This window comes from Allobosea thiooxidans, assembly GCF_900168195.1.
Taxonomy (GTDB): domain Bacteria; phylum Pseudomonadota; class Alphaproteobacteria; order Rhizobiales; family Beijerinckiaceae; genus Allobosea; species Allobosea thiooxidans.
Genome location: NZ_FUYX01000004.1, coordinates 154,032 through 173,025, shown reverse-complemented (window position 1 = coordinate 173,025; position 18,994 = coordinate 154,032). Strand labels below are relative to the sequence as shown.

Here is an 18,994-nt window from a genome sequence, read left to right as displayed (position 1 = left end):
CAAGGCGCCCTCATGGCCAAGAACACGCCAGCATGTGCGGATCCTGCTCAGGAGATGTGCAAAATCGCGCGAGAGGCCCGTTCCATCGCCTTTGGACGACTGGACAGCCGCCATCGACTGGTTGTAGATAACGCGCAACGGGCGGCAGGGGTTCGCAACCGACAGAGCGCCCGCGAACATAGAACAATGGGGAATCAGATGCGTCACGTAGCCAAATTGATGGCGGTTTCGGCCTTTACGGCCCTGATGTCGACGACGGCCGCCTTCGCGCAGACGCCGAAGGACACGATCGTGATGGCCAAGCAGATCGACGACATCATCACGCTCGATCCGGCCGAGGCTTTCGAGTTCTCGGGTGTCGAGGTCGGCGCGAATGTCTACGACAAGCTCATCAATATCGACATCGCCAAGAACAACGAACTGATCCCGGATCTCGCCGAGAGCTGGACCGTCAGCCCCGATAACCTGACCTACACCTTCAAGCTGCGTAAGGGCGTCAAGTTCCACTCCGGCAATCCGCTGACCGCGGCCGACGTCGTCTATTCCTTCCAGCGCGCGGTCACGCTCAACAAGTCGCCGGGCTTCATCCTGCGCCAGTTCGGCTTCGTCGCCGAGAACGTGCTCGACAAGGTCAAGGCGGTCGATGACCACACCGTCCAGATCACCGTTTCGAAGCCTTTCGCCCCGACCTTCTTCTACAACTGCCTCACCTCCGGCGTGGCCGCCATCGTCGACTCGAAGCTGGTCAAGGCCAATGTGAAGGACGGCGACTGGGGCAATGGCTGGCTGAAGCTGAACTCGGCCGGCTCCGGCGCCTACAAGGTCCGCAGCTATCGCCCGAACGAGCAGTACACGCTCGACGCCAACGAGAGCTGGTGGAAGGGCGCGCCGAAGAGCAAGCGCATCGTCGTGCGCCATGTCGCCGAGCCGGCCTCGCAGCGCCTGCTCGTCGAGAAGGGCGACGTCGACATCGCGCGCAACCTCTCCAAGGACCAGCTCGCGGCGGTCAAGAGCAACGAGGCGATCAAGATCGTCCAGGGCGACAAGGGCTACATCCTCTATCTCGGCCTGAACCAGAAGAACCCGAACCTCGCCAAGCCCGAGGTCCGCGAAGCGCTGAAGCTCCTGGTCGACTATGCCTCGATCGAGAAGAACATCCTCGAGGGCACCTATCGCGGGCACGAATCCTTCCTGCCGCAGGGCTTCCTCGGCGCGATCTCGGACAAGCCCTATTCGCTCAACGTCGCCAAGGCGAAGGAACTGCTCGCCAAGGCTGGCCTTGCCAACGGCTTCACCGTCACCATGGATACCCGCTCGGTCGCCCCGATCACCGATATCGCCCAGGCGATCCAGGCGACCTGGGCCCAGGCCGGCGTCAAGCTGGAGATCATCCCCGGCGACGGCAAGCAGACGCTGACCAAGTACCGCGCCCGCACGCACGACATCTATATCGGCCAGTGGGGCCCGGACTATCTCGACCCGCACACCAATGCCGAGACCTTCGCCATCAACGAGGACAATGGCGAGGAGGCGAAGTCGAAGACGCTGGCCTGGCGCAATGCCTGGGACATCCCGGAGATGACCAAGGTCACGCAGGGCGCCGTGCTGGAGGCCGACGCCGCCAAGCGCAAGACCACTTATGAGGGTCTGCAGCGCGAGCACCAGAAGGTCTCGCCCTTCGTCATCATGTTCCAGCAGATCGAGGTCTCGGCCGAGCGCAAGAACGTGAACGGCTGGGTCATCGGCCCGAGCTCGGACACCAACCGCTACGCCACCATCGTCAAGAACTGAGGCCCTTCAGGGCTGGGACCCGCCGCGGCAGCACCAAGCCGCGGCGGATTCCTTTGGCGGCGAGGCATGGACCCGGGGCAAGCCCGGGATGACCTCCGTGGTTCCGTAAAACCAACTGACACGAGAAACGGAGGCGGGTCATGACAGCCGTGACGCAAGCTCCTGCCACCAAGGCATTGTCGTCGGGGAGGCTGCGCCGTTGGGGCAGCGCGCTCTCGCGCGAGCTGACGACGGTGGTCATCACCATGTTCGGCCTGCTGCTGGTCACCTTCTTCATCGCCCGCGTCATCCCGATCGACCCGGTGCTCGCCGTCGTCGGCGACAACGCCAAGCCCGAGACCTACGAGGCGGCGCGCATCGAACTCGGCCTCGACAAGCCGCTCTGGCAGCAATTCGCGATCTATATCGGCAAGGTCTTCACCGGGAATCTCGGCACCTCCGTGCTGACCTCGAATCCGGTCACCGAGGACATCAAGCGCGTCTTCCCGGCGACGCTGGAGCTCGCGACGCTGGGCACGCTGATCGGGGTCCTGATCGGTGTCCCGCTCGGCATCCTCGCCGCCGTCAATCAGGGCCGCTGGCAGGACCAGATCGCCCGCGTCGTCGGCCTCGTCGGCTATTCCGTGCCGGTCTTCTGGATCGGGCTGATGGCGCTCCTGCTGTTCTACGCCAAGCTCGGCTGGGTCGCCGGGCCGGGGCGCATCTCCGTCGTCTGGCAGGATATCGTCACCACACGCACCGGCGTCATCATGATCGACGCCGCGCTCGAGGGCGAATGGGAGGCGTTCTGGGATGCCTTCTCGCACCTCATCCTGCCGGCGCTGGTGCTCGGCCTGCTCTCCGTCGCCTATATCAGCCGGATGACGCGCAGCTTCATGATCAGCGAGCTGCAGCAGCAATACGTCATTGCCGCCCGTGTGAAGGGCGTCTCCGAGACCGCGGTCATCTGGCGCCACGCCTTGCGCAACGCGGCCGTGCCGCTCTTCACCGTGATCGCGCTCTCCTACATGCACCTGCTCGAAGGTTCGGTGCTGACCGAGACGATCTTCGCCTGGCCGGGGCTGGGCCGCTATCTCACCAACGCGCTGCTCAACGCCGACATGAACGCGGTGCTCGGCGGCACGCTGGTGGTCGGCGTCGTCTTCATCGCGGTCAACCTCCTGACCGACATCATCGGCCGCCTGGCCGATCCGCGCGTGCGCTGAGGAGGCGGACATGAGCGACACCTCCTCCACCGGCCTTCATGCCTGGTTGATCAGTGATACGCCGGAATCGCGCCGCCAGGCCCGCTTCGGCCAGCTCTACCGGCAATGGCTTGCCTTCAGGCGCAACCCGATGGCGGTCGCAGGCCTCGGCATCGTCGTCCTGCTTCTGCTGGTCGCTGCCTTCGCCCCGCTGATCGCGCCCTTCGACCCGATCGCCCAGGCGCTCGACAAGCGGCTCCTGCCACCCTCGGCGACCAACTGGTTCGGCACCGATGCGCTCGGCCGCGATATCTTCAGCCGCATCGTCTTCGGCACACGCATCACGTTGGTGATCGTGCTGCTGGTCGTGGTCACGGTCGGCCCCTTCGGCCTGCTGATCGGCGCGGTCTCCGGCTATTTCGGCGGCTGGGTCGATCGGCTCCTGATGCGCATCACCGACGTCTTCCTCGCCTTCCCGCGCCTCGTCCTGGCGCTCGCTTTCGTCGCGGCGCTGGGGCCGGGCATCGTCAACGCGATCATCGCCATCGCGATCACGACCTGGCCACCCTATGCCCGCGTCGCCCGCGCCGAGACCATGGTCATCCGTAACCAGGATTACATCGAGGCGATGCGCCTGCAGGGCGCCTCCCGCGCCCGCATCATCTGGAAGCATGTCGTGCCGATGTGCTTGCCCTCGCTGATCGTGCGCACCACCTTCGACATGGCCGGCATCATCCTGACGGCCGCCGGCCTCGGCTTCCTCGGGCTCGGCGCGCAGCCGCCGATGCCGGAATGGGGCGCGATGATCTCGGCCGGTCGCGAGCAGATCTTCGACCAGTGGTGGGTCGCGACCTTCCCCGGCATCGCGATCTGCATCGTCGCGCTCGGCTTCAACCTGCTCGGTGACGGGCTCCGCGACGTCATGGATGCGAGGTAAGCGGATGACGAGCGAGCAGCCTCTTCTCGAGGTCGACAATCTCAAGGTCGATTTCCACACGCCGACCGGCATCGTGCGTGCCGTGCGCGGCCTGTCCTTCACGCTCGGCCGCGAGCGCCTCGGCATCGTCGGCGAATCCGGCTCCGGCAAGTCGATGACCGGCCGCGCCATCCTCGACCTGATTCCGCATCCCGGTGTCGTCGGGGCCGACCGCATGCGCTTCCGCGGCCAGGACCTGATGGCGATGGGCAACAAGGAGCGGAGCAAGCTGCGCGGCCGCCACATCTCCATGGTGATGCAGGATCCGAAATTCTCGCTGAACCCGGTCCAGACCGTCGGCAGCCAGATCGCGGAGGCCTATCGCATCCACCGCAGGGCCGGCGCCCGCGAGGCGCGCGAGCGCAGCCTCGCCATGCTGGAGCAGGTGCAGATCCGCGAGCCGGCGCGCGTCTACGAACTCTATCCGCACGAGGTTTCGGGCGGCATGGGCCAGCGCGTCATGATCGCGATGATGCTGATCGCCGAGCCCGAGATCCTGATCGCTGACGAGCCGACCTCGGCGCTCGACGTCACCGTGCAGCTGCAGATCCTGAAGATCCTCGACGATCTCGTCACCGAGCGCGGCATGGGGCTGATCTTCATCAGCCACGACCTGCATCTGGTGCAGTCCTTCTGCGACCGCGTCATCGTCATGTATGGCGGCAAGGTGATGGAGACGCTGCCGGCGGCCGAACTCGCCGATATCTCCGCGCGCGACCGGCGCCATCCCTACACGCTCGGCCTGCTCGGCTGCCTGCCGGACCTCGACCATCCGCAGGCCAAGCTCGCCACCCTCAACCGCGATCCGGCGTGGCTGGCATGACGAACGCTGCAATCTCCGTCGACAAGCTCAACGTTTCCTTCGGCGACTCCCATGTCGTGAAGGATCTGTCCTTCGAAGTCCGCCGGGGCGAGAGCTACGGCCTTGTCGGCGAGTCCGGTTCCGGCAAGTCCACCGTGCTGCGCGTGCTCTCCGGCCTCAACCGTGATTGGAGCGGCGCGATCGCAATCGACGGCGCGGCGCAGCCGAAGGTCCGGGACAAGGCGTTCCATCGCCATGTCCAGATGGTCTTCCAGGACCCTTACGGCTCGCTGCATCCCAAGAAGACGGTCGACGACACGCTGGCCGAGCCGATGGCCATTCACGGCATCCGCGATGCCGAGGCGCGCATCGGCAAGGTGCTCTCCGATGTCGGTCTGCCGGCCTCCTTCCGCTTCCGCTACCCGCATCAGCTCTCGGGCGGGCAGCGCCAGCGCGTCGCCATTGCGCGTGCCCTCGTGCTTGAGCCCTCGATCCTGCTGCTCGACGAGCCGACCTCGGCGCTCGACGTCTCGATCCAGGCCGAGGTGCTGAACCTGCTTGCGGCGCTCAGGCAGGAGCGCAAGCTCACCTACATCCTCGTTAGCCACGACCTCGCCGTCGTCGGGCATATGTGCGAGCGGCTGCTCGTCATGCAATTCGGCCGCGCCGTCGAGGAGATGGCGGTCGAGACGCTCGCCGCGCGCCAGCCGCGGACGGCCTATGCGCAGCAATTGCTGGCCGCGAGCGCGGGCTTCCGACGCGCGGGCTGAACGGTGCGGGCAGCGGTCGTGCGCCGCCCCCTCTTTGCAGCGCGGCAAAACCGTCTCACTGTGGTCGCAGCCTTGCGCTAGACGCTTCGCGTCCGGTCGAGCTTCGGCCGGGGCAGGGCCCGCGCCGATCGCGAGCGACCGGCACCGCCTTACGGAGTTTCAGTTCCATGGACGCCATCGTCGACAACGCGCTTCGGCCCGAGACCATTCCCGAGCGGACGCCGGTCCCGCCCTTCGACCTCGTGATCTTCGGGGCCGGCGGCGATCTCGCCCTGCGCAAGCTCTTCCCGGCGCTGGCCCAGCGCAATCGCGAGGGCGTCCTGCCCGGCGAGAGCCGCGTCCTCGCCGTCGTGCGCAAGGAGGAGGATGTCGAGGGGCTGCCGAAGCAGATCGCGCAGCGGCTGCATGAGGACGGCATCCCGAAGGATCAGATCGAGCCCTTCCTGCGTCGGCTGACCATGGTGCTGCTCGATGCGGTCAAGCCCGAAACCTACAAGGCCCTCAAGACCGCGCTCGGCGACAGCGATCGCGTCCGCTCCTTCTACCTCTCGACGCCGCCGGACCTCTTCATCCCGATCTGCGAGAACCTGGCCGGGGCCGATATCCTGACGCCGACCTCGCGCGTCATCCTGGAGAAGCCGCTCGGCCGCGATCTCGCCTCGGCGCGGCAGATCAACGACGCCGTGGCGCGCATCCTGCCGGAAAGCCGGACGTACCGGATCGACCATTATCTCGGCAAGGAGACGGTGCAGAACCTGCTCGTCCTGCGCTTCGCCAACACGCTGTTCGAGCGCTCCTGGTCGAGCCGCGACATCGATCATGTCCAGATCACCGTGGCCGAGACGGTGGGGCTGGAGCAGCGCGCCGGCTATTACGACAAGGCCGGGCACATGCGCGACATGGTGCAGAACCATCTCATGCAGCTGCTCACCCTCTTCGCCATCGAGCCGCCGAACATGCTCGAGGCCGGCGCCGTGCGCGACGAGAAGATCAAGGTGCTGAAGGCGCTGCGGCCCATCGTCGGCCCCGACGTCCAGCGCTACACCGTGCGCGGTCAGTACGGGCCCGGCCAGATCGACGGCCAGCGCGTGCGCGGCTATGCCGAGGAGCTCGGCCACGGCAGCAACACCGAGACCTTCGTCGCCATTCGCTGCGAGCTGGATAGCTGGCGCTGGGCCGGCGTCCCGATCTATCTGCGGACCGGCAAGCGCATGGCGCAGCGCTATTCCGAGATCGTCGTCACCTTCAAGCCGGTGCCGCATTCGATCTTCGGCAACGGCACCTGCGACCGGCTCGACGCCAACCGCCTCTTCATCCGCCTGCAGCCGAACGACGGCGTGCAGCTTCAGCTGATGATGAAGGTGCCGGGCTCCGGCCGGCTCAAGATCGTGCCGCGTCAGCTCGACCTGCGTTACTCCACCGCCTTCGACGAGCGTACGCCCGACGCCTATGAGCGCCTGCTGACCGACGTCATCCGCGGCGACCAGACCCTGTTCATGCATCGCGACGAGGTCGAGCAGGCCTGGGCCTGGGTCGACCCGATCATCGCCGGCTGGCAGGACTACACGCCGCATCCGCATCGTTACGCCGCCGGCTCCTGGGGGCCGTCGCAGGCGATCGGCCTGATCGAGCGCGACGCCCGCTCCTGGGCCGATCCGGATCTGGTCTGATGATGGCCGGCCCGCTCGCCTGGCATCGTTTCGCCAGCCTCGCCGATGCCTCGGAGGCGCTGGCCGAGACCGTGGCCGTGCGGCTGAAGGAGCTCCTCGCCGACAGGGGCGGGGCGCTGCTCGCCGTGCCCGGCGGCACGACCCCGGCACGGTTCCTCGCCGTGCTCGGCCAGCATGATCTCGCCTGGGACAAGGTCACGCTGCTGCCGACCGACGAGCGCTTCGTTGCGGCCGACGACACGGCCTCGAACGAGCGCATGATCCGCGCGCAATTCGCGCCGCTCGCCGATGGGCGCGCCGGCTTCCTGTCCTTCCACGGCCATGGCAGCGACATCGAGGCCGCGGCGGCCCTGCTCTGCACCAGGCTCGCTGCGCTGCCGCCGCTCGACCTGCTCGTTTCCGGAATGGGCGCCGATGGGCATATCGCCTCGCTCTTTCCGGGCGCCGAGGCGACGTTCGACGCGGTCCCGGACAGCGGCATCGTCGTCGCCCGCCCGCCGGGCCAGCCGCCGCGGCTGTCGCTCTCGCCCGCACGCCTGCTTGAAGCCGGCTGGGCGAGCCTGCTCGTCGCGGGCGGTGCGAAGGAGGCCGTGCTGAAGGAGGCCGGCAGCCGCAAGGCGCCGCTGCCGGTCGACAGGCTGATCGGCCGCGAGCAGGGGCTCGACGTCTACTGGGCGAAGGAGTAAAGCCCGGTCATCCGCTCAAATCGATTGAAAGACGAGGCTATGGACGAGACTGCCGCGATTGCCCGGTTGAAGCGCTGCGGCGTGATCCCCGTCGTCGTGATCGAGGATGCCTCGCGCGCCGTCGACCTCGCCCATGCGCTCGTCGCCGGCGGCGTCGATGTCGTCGAGGTCACGCTGCGCCGCCCGGCTGCGCTCGAGGCGCTCGCCGCCATCGCGAAGTCGGTGCCGAAGGCGCTGCCCGTCGCCGGCACGGTGGTGACGCCGGCCCAGGTGGCACAGGTCAGGGATGCGGGCGCCGAGGCCGTTGTCAGCCCCGGCTTCAGCGAGAGCGTCGACGAGGCGCTGCGCAAGGCGGGATTGCCCTGGCTTCCGGGCGTTGCCACGGCGTCCGACTGCATGCGCGCCGTGGCCGCGGGGCGGACCACCGCCAAGTTCTTCCCGGCCGAGCAGGCCGGCGGCCCGCCGGCGCTGAAGGCGCTCTCCGGTCCGTTCCCGCAGATGACATTCTGCCCGACCGGCGGCGTCGGCCTGAAGAATCTCGGCGATTATCTCGCCCTGCCGCAGGTGATCTGCGTCGGCGGCTCCTGGCTGGTGCCTGCCGATGCGATCGCCGCGGGCGACTGGAAGCGGATCGAAACGCTGGCCCGCGAGGCGAAGGACGCGTTTGCGAAGCTGAGAGGCTGAAACAGGGCTCTGCACGTCATGGTCGGGCTCGTCCCGACCATCCACGTCTTCGCTGGTCGAAGGCCGTGTCCAGGGCGTGGATGCTCGCCACAAGGGCGGGCATGACGCCTCCGGCCCTACGCCGCGAGCTTCTCGCGCACAATCTCCGCGATGGCGAGCGAACTCGTCAGCCCCGGGCTCTCGATGCCGAGCAGGTTGACCAGTTCGGCTACGCCGTGGACCTCCGGCCCGTCGATGCGGAAATCCGGCATCGGCTCGCTCGGCCCGTGCAGCTTCGGCCGGATGCCGGCATAGTCGGCGACGAGGGCGCCGCCCGGCAGCGCCGGCCAATAGGTCCGGATCGCCGCGTAGAACTTTTCCGCCCGCGCCGGGTCGACGACCAGATCCTGGTCGTGGTCGACCCATTCGACGTCCGGGCCGAACTTGACCCGCCCGCCCATGTCGATCGTGGCGTGGATCCCCAAGCCCGCCGCCTCCGGCACGGGATAGACCAGATGCGTGAAGGGCTGCTTGCCGGTCAGGGCGAAATAGTTGCCCTTGGCGTAGTGCTGCACCGGCACATACGCGGCCGGGAAGCCTTCGAGCAGGCCGAGCAGCTTTGGCGCGCCATGGCCGGCAGAATTGACCACGGTGCGCACTGAATAGGTCTCAGGGTCGGCGCCGCCGAAATCGACGCTGAAGCCTTCCGCCTCACGCCGCCAGCCGGTGATCGGCGTGTTGAGTGCGAGCGACCCGCCCGCCGCCTCGCATTCTCCGAGCAGGGACAGCATCAGCGCATGGCTGTCGACCACCCCGGTCTCGGGCGAGAGCAGGGCGATCTCGCACCGCACCTCGGGCTCCATGGCCTTGGCCTCGGCGCCGGAGAGCCAGCGCAGCGAATCCACGCCCGAAGCCTGGGCGCGGGCCATGATCGTCTCCAGCGCCGGCTTCTGGCTTTCGGAGGTGGCGACGATCAGCTTGCCGCAGGCCTTGTGCGGCAGGCCGCGTTCTTCAAGGTAACGGTAGAGCCGCTGACGACCCGCGACGCAGACGCGGGCCTTCAGCGAGCCGGGCGGGTAGTAGATCCCGGCATGGATGACCTCGGAGTTGCGCGCCGAAGTCTGGGTGCCGATGCCCTCCGCGGCCTCGGCGATGACGACCTCGCGACCTGCGAGCGCGAGCTCGCGGGCCACCGCGAGGCCGACGACGCCGGCCCCGACCACCAGACAATCAATGTCGCTCATCGCCGTCTCGACGCGCTCAGCCGCGCTGGGGCATCGAGATCTCGATCAGGCTCGTCCAGTAGTTCACGCCGACCGGGATCACCGCGTCGTTGAACTCATAGGCCGGGTGATGGAGACCGGCCGAGTCGCCGTTGCCGATGTTGATGAAGGCGCCCGGGCGCTCCTCCAGCATGTAGGAGAAGTCCTCGGAGCCCATGGTCGGCGGGATGTCGGTGGTGATCGCGTCCGAGCCGAAGATCTCCTTGGTCACGCTGGTGACGAAGTCGGTCTGGCCGTGATGGTTGAAGGTCACCGGATAGCCGAGATGGTATTCGAGGTCGTACTTCATGCCGAAGGCCTTCATCACGCCCTCGACGATCTCGGTGATGCGCTTCTGAGCGAGCTCGCGGGTCTTCGGCGTCAGCGTGCGGACCGAGCCCTTGATCTCGGCGGTCTGCGGAATGACGTTGAAGGCCTCGCCGGCATTGAGCGCGGTGACCGAGACGACGATCGAATCGAGCGGGTCGGCATTGCGGGAGGCGACCGTCTGCAGGGCGCTGACCAGCGCGCAGGAGGCGACGATCGGGTCGTTGACGTGGTGCGGGGCGGCGGCGTGCCCGCCCTTGCCTTCGATCTTGATGTGGATGCGGTCGGCGGCCGCCATCGCCGGCCCCTTCACGATCTCGAAGCGGCCGACCGGAACGCCGGGCTTGTTGTGCATGCCGTAGACTTCCTGGATGCCGAAGCGGGAGATGAGCCCGTCGTCGATCATCGCCTTGGCGCCGGCGCCGCCCTCTTCGGCGGGCTGGAAGATCAGCACGGCGGTGCCGTCGAAGTCGCGGGTCTGGGTCAGGTACTTCGCTGCGCCGAGCAGCATGGCGGTGTGCCCGTCATGGCCGCAGGCATGCATCTTGCCGGGGATGGTCGAGCGGTGCTCGAGATTGGTCTCCTCATGGATCGGCAGCGCGTCCATGTCGGCGCGCATGCCGATGACCTTGCCCGAATTCTGGCCCTTGCCCTTGATGATGCCGACGACGCCGGTCTGGCCGATGCCGGTGACGACTTCGTCGACGCCCCATTCCTTCAGCTTCTCGGCAACGAGGCCCGCGGTCCGGTGCACGTCGTACATCAGCTCGGGGTGGCGATGAATGTCGCGGCGGATCGCGGTGATTTCCGGGGTGAGCGCCGCGATGATGTCGGTCTTGGGCATCGTGTCCTCTGAGATGGCATGGGGCGACCGCGCAGAAAGCGGGTGCCGTCCGGCACGCTAGCCCAGCCTCGCCCCGCCTGTCCAAGCCGGTAGCGCGCAGGTGCCGGGCTTTGGCGGAATGACGGCGGCTCTCAGGAAGATCAGGGTGGTTCAATTCGGGGGCCAGAATGATCTGGGTTACGATTGTGAAATAGATTGGAAAGGATGCAGCCATGATTTGGCCTTCCTTGACCAATAGCGGGACGGCATTCCGCTCAGGCCATCGAGAAACTCTGGTCTGATCCTTCTCGTTCTCCTCTCTCAGATCCGGTAGATGATGCGTCGCTCGTCGTTGCTTGCGTTGGTGTTTGGTTTCTTGCCTGTGGCCGCTTTTGCAGACACTCCCTCCCAAAAAATTTCCTTCCAACCGCAGGTCAAGGGCCTGCATTGCCTGAAGCCCGAAACGGTGGCGATGATCTCCGAGCTCGTCGCCAAGATCGGCCCGATCCAGGTCACCTCGACCTGTGGCGGCCGCCATGCGCGGCACTCGCAGCACTATAGCGGCAAGGCGATCGACTTCCGGCCGCTGGCGACCTCGCCGCGCAAGGCCGCGGCCGTAGCTCGTTCCCTCGCGAGCGTCGGCGGTGTCGGCAGCTATTCGAACGGCCTGCTCCATGCCGATGTCGGCGAGCGCGAGATTTCCTGGTACGGCCACAAGCGCAGCCGCTATGCCGCAGCCGCCTCCAAGCGCAGCCGCTATGCGCGCGTTGCCCGCAACAGCAACTGAGGAAGCCTGACGCGCCCCTCAGCGCGGCGTGGTCGTGAGCCTGTGGCGATAGACCAGATCGTTCGGATCGGGTCTGTCGGCCAGGAGATCGCGCACGGCTCCCAGCCGCTCGGCCACGGCGGCCGAGGCCGCGTTGTTCGGCGCGATGTAGCTGACGAGCTCGGAAACCCCGAGCGCCCGTGCGGCCCAGTCGCGCAAGGCGATGGCTGCCTCGGTGGCGTAGCCATGTCCTTCATGGCCCTCATAGAGCAGCCAGCCCAGCTCCTTCTCCGGGAAGAGTGGGCCGTGGCTGATGCCGACCTGGCCGACGCAGGTGCCGTCGGCGCGCCGGTCGATCATCAGCCCGCCATGTCCGAACAGGGGCCAGCAGGCGATGTCGTGGCAGAACAACCCCCAGGCCTGCCGCTGTGACAACGGCCCGCCCAGCCCTGCTGCGCGCGGCGATGCCAGGAACGCGGCATAGGCCGGGAAATCCGCCTCGGCCATCGGCCGCAGGTTGAGGCGCTGCGTCTGGAGTGTCGGAACGGTGTGCTGGCTCATGCGCGGCTTCTAGAGCGGCGTCGCCGCCACGGCTAGATCGCGAATTCGCGGCGCCAGCGCGCCAGGTCCTCCAGCGCGACATTCGATCCGCAGAGCACGAGGCAGATGCGCTCGCCGGGCCGGAAGACCTGCTTCCGCGCCTGGGCTGCTGCGACCACGCAGGCCGCGGCGGGCTCGACCAGCACGCGCTCGTTCTGCAGCACCCAGACCAGCTCCCGCACCGCATCCGCATCCGGCACCACGGCGATCTCCTCGAGGAACTGCCGGGCCGCCGCCATCGTCCGCTGCGTGGCGAAAGGGGCGCCGAGCGTGCGCGCGATCGAGGTCGCGCGGATCGGCACCTGCGCGCCGGCCGCGAGCGCCTGCGTCATCGTGGTCGCGCCCTCGGTTTCGACGCCGTGCAGGCGCACCGCCGGGTCGAGCCCCTTCAGCGCCGCGCCGACGCCGGCCGAGAAGCCGCCGCCGCCGATCGAGACGAAGACATGGTCGAGCCGCCCGCCGGCATCGGCCGCGATCTCGAGCCCGAGCGTGCCATGGCCGGCGATGATCGCCGGGTCGTCATAGGAATGGACATGGACCATGCCGCGGACCGCATGCTCATCCGCCCTGGCGAAGGCGGCGATCGAATCCTCGCAGAGCTCGACCGTGCCGCCGGCTTCCTCCGTCAGCCTGATATTGAGCGCCGGCGTCGCCCTGGGCATCAGGACGAGGGCACGCGCGCCCATCGCCCGGGAGACCAGCGAGACGGCGATGGCATGGTTGCCGCCCGAGACCGTGACCACGCCGCGCGCGAGCTCCGCCTCGGTCAGTCCCGCCAGCTTGTTGAAGCAGCCGCGCACCTTGAACGAGCCACCGAGCTGCAGGCTCTCCAGCTTCACCCAGGTTTCGACCCCGAGCCGCTCCGACAGCCCGGCGCTGTGATAGGTCGGCGTTCGGCGGACATGGCCGGCGATCCGCGCCGCGGCGGCCTGGATGTCGGACAGGGTGACGTCGAATGACATGGTGGCTCCGGTCTTCTCCGTCCTCGTCCGGCCGGAGGAAACGCAGCAGAGCGCGTCCGGTTCGGGCCCGTCAAGCGGGCGGGGGAACGGCCGGGCCCTTGCCCCCGGCGATCGGATCCGTCTCCCCGGGATACGGAGAGGGAACGCCCGGCCCGACCAGATTGCAGTGCAATCCGAGCAGCGCGTGTTCTAGCCTTGCCGGCACGGATTCTGCCCGGGGCGGGCGGAACTGCACGAGAGGATGCCATGACGATGACGCCGAAGGAGATGCTGGCGAAGCTGGTTTCGTTCAACACGGAATCCCAGCGCGGCAATCTCGACCTCATCCATTTCTGCCGGGACTATCTGGCTTCGCTCGGCGTCGAAAGCCGGCTGGCGCCGAGCCCGGACGGCCAGAAGGCCAATCTCTACGCGACGATCGGCCCGAAGCTGGATGGCGGCGTCGTGTTGTCGGGCCATACCGACGTGGTTCCGGTCGAGGGCCAGAACTGGAGCTCCGATCCCTGGACCCTGACCGAGCGGGACGGCAAGCTCTATGGGCGCGGCGCCTGCGACATGAAGGGTTTCGACGCGATCGGCCTGGCGCTGGTGCCGGAGATGCTGGCCGCGCCGCTGAAGCGGCCGATCCATCTCGCGCTGTCCTATGACGAGGAAGTCGGCTGCCGCGGCGCGCGCGTGATGATCAAGGCGATGCAGCGCGACGGCCTGAAGCCGGCGGCCGTGATCGTCGGCGAGCCCTCGATGATGCAGGTCGTCACCGGCCACAAGGGCGCCATGCGGATGCGCACGGCCGTACGCGGCCATGCCGTGCATTCGAGTCGCGTCGACATCGGCGTTCCGGCGGTGATGGTCGCCGGTGAACTGGTCCATTGGCATAATGAGACGATGGCCGCGAACAAGGCGCGCGCCGCCTCTGCCGGTGGCTTCGAGCCGCCCTACAGCACGCTGCATGTCGGCGAGATCCGCGGCGGGACCGCGGTCAACATCACCGCCGAGCACTGCGCCTTCAATCATGAGGTGCGCTGCGTCCCGGGCGACAGCCATGAGGACTACGCCGCCCGCTACCGCGCCCGGATCGCCGAGCTCGAAGCTCGGATGAAGGCGATCGCGCCGGCGAGCGGAATCGATTTCGAGATCACCTCGAACACGCCGGCGATGGGGCCGGAGGAGAACGGCGCCGCCGAGGCGCTCTGCCGCCGGCTGACGGGCGACAATGGCAGCCATGTCGTCGCCTATGGAACCGAGGGCGGCCTGTTCCAGCGCGCCGGCTGGTCCACCGTGATCTGCGGGCCGGGGGACATCGCCCAGGCGCATCAGCCGGACGAGTTCATCGCTGTCGCGCAGCTCGAAGCCGGAACCGCCTTCATCCGCAAGCTCATCGCCGAACTGGCGCGCTGAGCCTCGGGGGCGTGCCGTCCGGGACGGAGCCTAGCGGGGGGGCGGCGGCTCCCCCGCTTTCGGGCGGACGGTATTTGCCGCAGTGCGCGTGGGCAGCGGCACGGCCGGCCGGTCGGTGCGGTACTGGCCGCGGGCGATGGCGCCGAACAGCAGCACGACGGCGGTCAGCGTCATCAGCCACCACGGCAGCAGCGGCGCAAAGCCGAAGACGCTGAGCGCGAAGGCCGTGGTGAAGGCAGCGACGCCGCCGGCCGCCAGTGCCCCCGGCATCCTGCCGGCGGCGCGGATCGCGAAATACAGGCAGGCGGCGGCTGCGGCCGCGCCGACGAGCCCGAGCTCGTACCAGGTTTCGAACAGCAGCGTGGCCGGCGCGGGCTGGGGTAGGATGCCGCTCATCTGGCTGCGCACCACGGTGTCGAGCCCGTGGCCGGTGATCAGCTCGATCGGGGATTGGCGGATCACGTCGGCCCAGATCGAGAGCATCTGCGCGAAGTCGCTGGCGCCGTCCGGCAGCGCGGCGACGAGCGGTGCGAGCAGGAAGGGCAGGATCGGCGCAAACAGCATCAGGCCGGCGATGATCGTCGCGATCACCTGCGCGGCGCGTTCCCGGCTGGCGGTGACGGCGCCGAAGGCAACGGTGCCGCAGATCATCGCGATGGTCTCGCCGTCCTCGAAGCGGGTCAGGGCCAGCAGCGCCACGACCAGGGCGAGGCCGAGAGCGCTCAGGCCCCTTTCGCGCGACAGCAGCCAGGCAAGCGCCGGCCAGGCCGTGATCAGGATGATCGAGACGCCGCGCTCGACGGCCCCGGGCGGCGTTTCGGCGCTCCGCAGGGCGGCGACGATGATCAGTCCGAGCGCGAAGATGCCGGCGCTGCCGGTGCCGAGCGGCGAGAGGTTCAGGTTGGAGGAGCGCATCCGCTCCGGCAGGGCGGAAAGCCCGGCGAAGCCGAGCAGGACGGCGAGCAGCAGGTTGCCCGCCTTCTCGGCAGCCGCTGCGGGGAAGGGACTCCAGACCAGCGAGAGCAGCGCCCAGGCGACGAGGCCGAGCAGGATGAGGCCCGGCCGGCTGAAGACCGCCTCGCGCAGCATCGCGGTGAAGCGGCGCGGATCCTCGACCAGTGTGGCGATGATCAGCAGGGCGATGCCGATCGGAACCAGCACCACGGCGGCGCGGCGCGACACCAGGGCCGCCAGAGGCAGGACGAGTGCGAGCGTGCCGAAGCCGATGCGTCGCAGCAGCAGCGCGGCGTCGGTCGCGGGATCGAGCGGGGCTTGAGCGTTGTTTCGGATCATGCGTTCCGGCGGCGTGGCGGCTCCCGGCCCGCCTGGTTGCCCAGGGCAGGCCGATGCCACCCTAGCGAGCGTGATCGCGGGCGGCTGTAGGTGCGGCGCAACACTGCGCAGACATCTTTCCGCCGCCGTTCGGCCTTGCATGGGCGGCGTCTTTCGCCGCGCTTCGGCCGACACCGCGCGATGACCTCTGGCCGAGCGGCGCGCTTCGTGAGAAGACTTGGGCCATGACCATGCTGGCGGCCATTCCCTATGCGGGCGGTTTTCCGATCGATGACCTCATGCAGGACGTGGCGGCGCGGCTGAAGCGGCGGGGCCTGCGGCTGGGCGGCGTGGTCCAGCATAATGACGCGGCCTGCGACGATCGCTGCATGGTGATGTCCCTGGAGGACCTCGGCAGCGGCAGGCGCTTCCCGATCAGCCAGGATCTCGGCGCCGGCGCCGCGGGCTGCCATCTCGACGCGGCCGGGCTCGCGGCGGCATCGGCTGCCTTCGCCGGGGCGCTGGCCGAGCGGGCCGACATCGTCATGGTCAACAAGTTCGGCAAGCAGGAAGCCCTGGGCGAGGGGCTGCGCCAGGAGATCGCCGAGGCGGTGATGGCGGGGCTGCCCTTGCTGATCGCGGTGCGCCGGGATTTCCTGTCGGCCTGGCGCGATTTCGTCGGAGATGGCTGGATCGAGCTCGAGGCCGACGGCGAGATCGTCGAGCGCTGGGTGCTGGATGTCGCCGGGGTCCCGGCCTGATCCCTGCTCCGCGCCGGTTGGAGCGCTACCGATGACGACCACGACCTGCGGCCTCGTTCTCGCCGGCGGGCTCGCCCGGCGCATGGGCGGCGGCGACAAATCGCTCAGGCTGCTCGCGGGCAGGCCCATCCTCGCCCATGTCGTCGACCGAATGCGGGGGCAGTGCGACGACCTGCTCCTCAGTGCGAATGGCGATCCCACCCGTTTCGCGGCCTTCGGCTTGCCGGTCGTCGCCGACACGGTGCCGGGTTTCGCCGGGCCTCTCGCCGGGATCCTGGCGGGGGTCGACTGGCTCGCCGAGCATCGGCCGGACACGGCCTGGCTGCTGAGCGTCGCCGCCGATACTCCTTTCATTCCGCGCGATCTCGCCCCGCGCCTGCACGAGGCGCGGGCGGCGGCGGGCTTGCCCCTGGCCTGTGCTGCCTCGGCCGGGCAGGCGCACCATGCCATCGGTCTCTGGCCGGTTTCCCTGCGGGAGGATCTGCGGCGGACTCTCGCGGCTGGCGAGCGCAAGCTCGGCCGCTGGACGCAGGCGCATGGCGTGGCCGTCGCCGAATGGGCCGTCGAACCGCTCGACCCCTTCTTCAACGTCAACACGCCGGAAGATCTCCGCGAGGCGGAGCGCCTCGCGGAGTTGGCGAGCTAGCCGCCGGGCCTCTTCAACCTTCCAGCAGCGCCTTCAGTGCCTTGAGGTCGCGGGTCACCATTGCTGCGTCGCGGGCCATCTCGTCGTCCGACATGCCCTCGCGCTGGAACAGGGTGAAGATCAGTTCCGCGCCGTCGCCATTGGCGACGACACGCATCGGGTTGTGCATCGCCGCACCATGCTCGGGGATCACCGCATGGTCGAGCACGCCGTGGTTGTTCGGCTCGCTGAACAGGACGCGCATCGGCCCCATCGGGGTCTCGGCACGCCAGATCATGCCCTCGAGATGGCTGAAGCTATGGCCGAGGCCCTCGGCCCAGCGCGGGAAATTCTCCGGCTCGGCCAGGAAGGCATAGACCTCGTCGACCGGGCGATCGATGCCGATGCCGATATGGCGGGCGCGCTGGACGGCCATGATCCTCTCTCCTTGTCGGAACAAAAAGAGAACAAAATTGGCCCGCTGTCAAGCGCCCTGGTATTCGCCGTCCGTTCCCGGACTATTCGATGACGATGCGTGGCGCCGCCCGCATGGCGCCGCCGAGGCCGGCCTGCACCTGCCGCGCCAGCGCGACATAGGCCTTGGCATGGGCGCTCGACGGGTCGCTGGCGACGATCGGGCGGCCGCCGTCTGAAGTCTCGCGGATCGGCATGGCCAACGGGATCTCGCCGAGGAAGGGGATATGGAGCCGCTCCGCCTCGTGCCGCGCTCCGCCATGGGCGAAGATGTCGGACTGGTGCCCGCATTCCGGGCAGATGAAGTAGCTCATGTTCTCGACCAGCCCGAGGATCGGCACGGCGACCTTGCGGAACATCGCGACGCCGCGGCGCGCATCGAGCAGAGCGAGGTCCTGCGGCGTCGAGACGATCACGGCGCCGGCCAGCGGCACCTGCTGGGCCATGGTCAGCTGTGCGTCGCCGGTGCCGGGCGGCATGTCGACGACCAGCACGTCGAGCTCGCCCCAGGCCACTTCGCGCAGCATCTGCGTGATCGCAGAGATAACCATCGGCCCGCGCCAGATCATCGGCGTCTCCTCGTCGACGAGGAAGCCGATCGACATGATCTTGAGCCCGTAGGCTTCCATCGGCGCCAGCGTCCGGCCGGAGACGATCTGCGGCTTGCCGGTGATGCCGAAGATCTTCGGCATGGACGGCCCGTAGATGTCGGAATCGAGCACGCCGACCTTGAGGCCGAGCGTCGAGAGCGCCACGGCGAGGTTGGCGGCGGTGGTCGACTTGCCGACGCCGCCCTTGCCGCTGGCGACCGCGATGATCTGCTTCACGCCGGGCACGCCGCTCGGCTTCGGCGCGCCACCGGGTCCCGGCCGCTGCGCCTGCTGGCGGGCCTGCATGGCGGCGGATGGCGGCGCCTTGTCGGCAGTCAGGCCGACGAGGACCTGGGTCACGCCCGGCAGGCCGCCGACGGCGCTCTCGGCCGCCCGGCGCACCGGCTCCATCGCGCTGGCCTCGGTGGCGTCGATGCCGATGGCGAAGATCACTTTGCCGCCTTCGACCAGGATGTCGCCGATGCGGCCGGAGGCGGCGAGCGACTGCCCGCTCGCCGGCAACTTCACCAGTTCGAGGGCGCGCAGCACATCGGCTCTGGAAACGGTCACGTCGCTGTACTCCGGTCGCTGA

The 18,994-nt window shown here is 68.3% G+C and carries 19 protein-coding genes; 12 read left to right on the top strand and 7 right to left on the bottom strand.

All coding sequences use genetic code 11. The features are described 5' to 3' along the window. The first annotated feature begins 186 nt into the window (after window positions 1–186). The 8 genes from B5Y19_RS09045 to eda all read left to right on the top strand — a co-directional run bounded on the left by B5Y19_RS09045 (window position 187) and on the right by eda (window position 8,563). Entirely contained in the window at window positions 187–1,791 is a 1,605-nt protein-coding gene (locus B5Y19_RS09045; protein WP_055730869.1) for an ABC transporter substrate-binding protein, read from the top strand. Between the two features lie 140 nt (window positions 1,792–1,931). Continuing rightward, complete coding sequence (locus B5Y19_RS09040) at window positions 1,932–2,996, top strand: ABC transporter permease (RefSeq protein WP_055730870.1); 1,065 nt, start codon at window positions 1,932–1,934, stop codon at window positions 2,994–2,996. 10 nt (window positions 2,997–3,006) lie between these two features. Next, window positions 3,007–3,912, top strand: coding sequence for a nickel transporter permease (gene nikC / locus B5Y19_RS09035; RefSeq protein ID WP_079591364.1), 906 nt, complete (start codon window positions 3,007–3,009; stop codon window positions 3,910–3,912). Window positions 3,913–3,916: 4 nt separating this feature from the next. Next, the gene (locus tag B5Y19_RS09030; RefSeq protein WP_055730872.1) at window positions 3,917–4,774 is read left to right on the top strand and encodes an ABC transporter ATP-binding protein; all 858 of its coding nucleotides are present in this window, start codon (window positions 3,917–3,919) and stop codon (window positions 4,772–4,774) included. Next, a complete protein-coding gene (locus B5Y19_RS09025) occupies window positions 4,771–5,523 on the top strand; it encodes an ABC transporter ATP-binding protein (RefSeq protein ID WP_055730873.1) in 753 nt (250 codons plus the stop codon). The genes B5Y19_RS09030 and B5Y19_RS09025 overlap by 4 nt, the downstream gene beginning before the upstream one ends. A 167-nt stretch (window positions 5,524–5,690) precedes the next feature. Then, entirely contained in the window at window positions 5,691–7,193 is a 1,503-nt protein-coding gene (gene zwf / locus B5Y19_RS09020; RefSeq protein ID WP_055730874.1) for a glucose-6-phosphate dehydrogenase, read from the top strand. Then, window positions 7,193–7,879 (top strand): 6-phosphogluconolactonase, encoded by a 687-nt coding sequence (locus B5Y19_RS09015; protein ID WP_055730875.1) that lies wholly within the window; start codon window positions 7,193–7,195, stop codon window positions 7,877–7,879. Before zwf ends, B5Y19_RS09015 begins: the two co-directional genes overlap by 1 nt. Window positions 7,880–7,918: 39 nt before the next feature. Continuing rightward, the gene (gene eda / locus B5Y19_RS09010) at window positions 7,919–8,563 is read left to right on the top strand and encodes a bifunctional 4-hydroxy-2-oxoglutarate aldolase/2-dehydro-3-deoxy-phosphogluconate aldolase (RefSeq protein WP_055730876.1); all 645 of its coding nucleotides are present in this window, start codon (window positions 7,919–7,921) and stop codon (window positions 8,561–8,563) included. Between the two features lie 116 nt (window positions 8,564–8,679). Here eda and B5Y19_RS09005 read toward each other — a convergent pair whose 3' ends face one another. Both B5Y19_RS09005 and B5Y19_RS09000 read right to left on the bottom strand, forming a co-directional pair. Next, complete coding sequence (locus B5Y19_RS09005; protein ID WP_079591363.1) at window positions 8,680–9,786, bottom strand: NAD(P)/FAD-dependent oxidoreductase; 1,107 nt, start codon at window positions 9,784–9,786, stop codon at window positions 8,680–8,682. A 16-nt stretch (window positions 9,787–9,802) separates the two neighbouring features. After that, window positions 9,803–10,975, bottom strand: a complete 1,173-nt coding sequence (locus B5Y19_RS09000) for a M20 aminoacylase family protein (RefSeq protein WP_055730878.1) — start codon at window positions 10,973–10,975, stop codon at window positions 9,803–9,805. A 445-nt stretch (window positions 10,976–11,420) separates the two neighbouring features. Between B5Y19_RS09000 and B5Y19_RS08995 the strand changes: the two genes are divergently transcribed. After that, window positions 11,421–11,741, top strand: coding sequence for a DUF882 domain-containing protein (locus B5Y19_RS08995; protein WP_176168594.1), 321 nt, complete (start codon window positions 11,421–11,423; stop codon window positions 11,739–11,741). 18 nt (window positions 11,742–11,759) lie between these two features. Here the strand turns inward: B5Y19_RS08995 and B5Y19_RS08990 are convergent, their stop codons facing one another. Further along, complete coding sequence (locus tag B5Y19_RS08990) at window positions 11,760–12,281, bottom strand: GNAT family N-acetyltransferase (protein WP_079591362.1); 522 nt, start codon at window positions 12,279–12,281, stop codon at window positions 11,760–11,762. A 32-nt stretch (window positions 12,282–12,313) separates the two neighbouring features. Continuing rightward, entirely contained in the window at window positions 12,314–13,282 is a 969-nt protein-coding gene (locus tag B5Y19_RS08985) for a threonine ammonia-lyase (protein WP_055730881.1), read from the bottom strand. A 246-nt stretch (window positions 13,283–13,528) separates the two neighbouring features. Between B5Y19_RS08985 and argE the strand changes: the two genes are divergently transcribed. Further along, entirely contained in the window at window positions 13,529–14,680 is a 1,152-nt protein-coding gene (argE, locus tag B5Y19_RS08975) for an acetylornithine deacetylase (RefSeq protein ID WP_079591361.1), read from the top strand. Between the two features lie 30 nt (window positions 14,681–14,710). On the opposite strand, the gene B5Y19_RS08970 is transcribed toward argE, so the two are convergent. Then, window positions 14,711–15,973 (bottom strand): hypothetical protein, encoded by a 1,263-nt coding sequence (locus B5Y19_RS08970; RefSeq protein ID WP_055730884.1) that lies wholly within the window; start codon window positions 15,971–15,973, stop codon window positions 14,711–14,713. 224 nt (window positions 15,974–16,197) lie between these two features. On the opposite strand from B5Y19_RS08970, the gene B5Y19_RS08965 reads away from it, so the two are divergent. Both B5Y19_RS08965 and mobA read left to right on the top strand, forming a co-directional pair. Further along, entirely contained in the window at window positions 16,198–16,713 is a 516-nt protein-coding gene (locus B5Y19_RS08965; RefSeq protein ID WP_055730885.1) for a DUF2478 domain-containing protein, read from the top strand. Between the two features lie 31 nt (window positions 16,714–16,744). Further along, window positions 16,745–17,359, top strand: coding sequence for a molybdenum cofactor guanylyltransferase MobA (gene mobA / locus B5Y19_RS08960; protein ID WP_055730886.1), 615 nt, complete (start codon window positions 16,745–16,747; stop codon window positions 17,357–17,359). Window positions 17,360–17,372: 13 nt separating this feature from the next. Here mobA and B5Y19_RS08955 read toward each other — a convergent pair whose 3' ends face one another. Then, on the bottom strand, window positions 17,373–17,774 hold the full coding sequence (locus tag B5Y19_RS08955; protein ID WP_055730887.1) for an SRPBCC family protein: 402 nt from the start codon (window positions 17,772–17,774) through the stop codon (window positions 17,373–17,375). Between the two features lie 82 nt (window positions 17,775–17,856). Next, a complete protein-coding gene (locus B5Y19_RS08950; RefSeq protein ID WP_055730888.1) occupies window positions 17,857–18,972 on the bottom strand; it encodes an Mrp/NBP35 family ATP-binding protein in 1,116 nt (371 codons plus the stop codon). Between the last annotated feature and the right edge of the window lie 22 nt (window positions 18,973–18,994).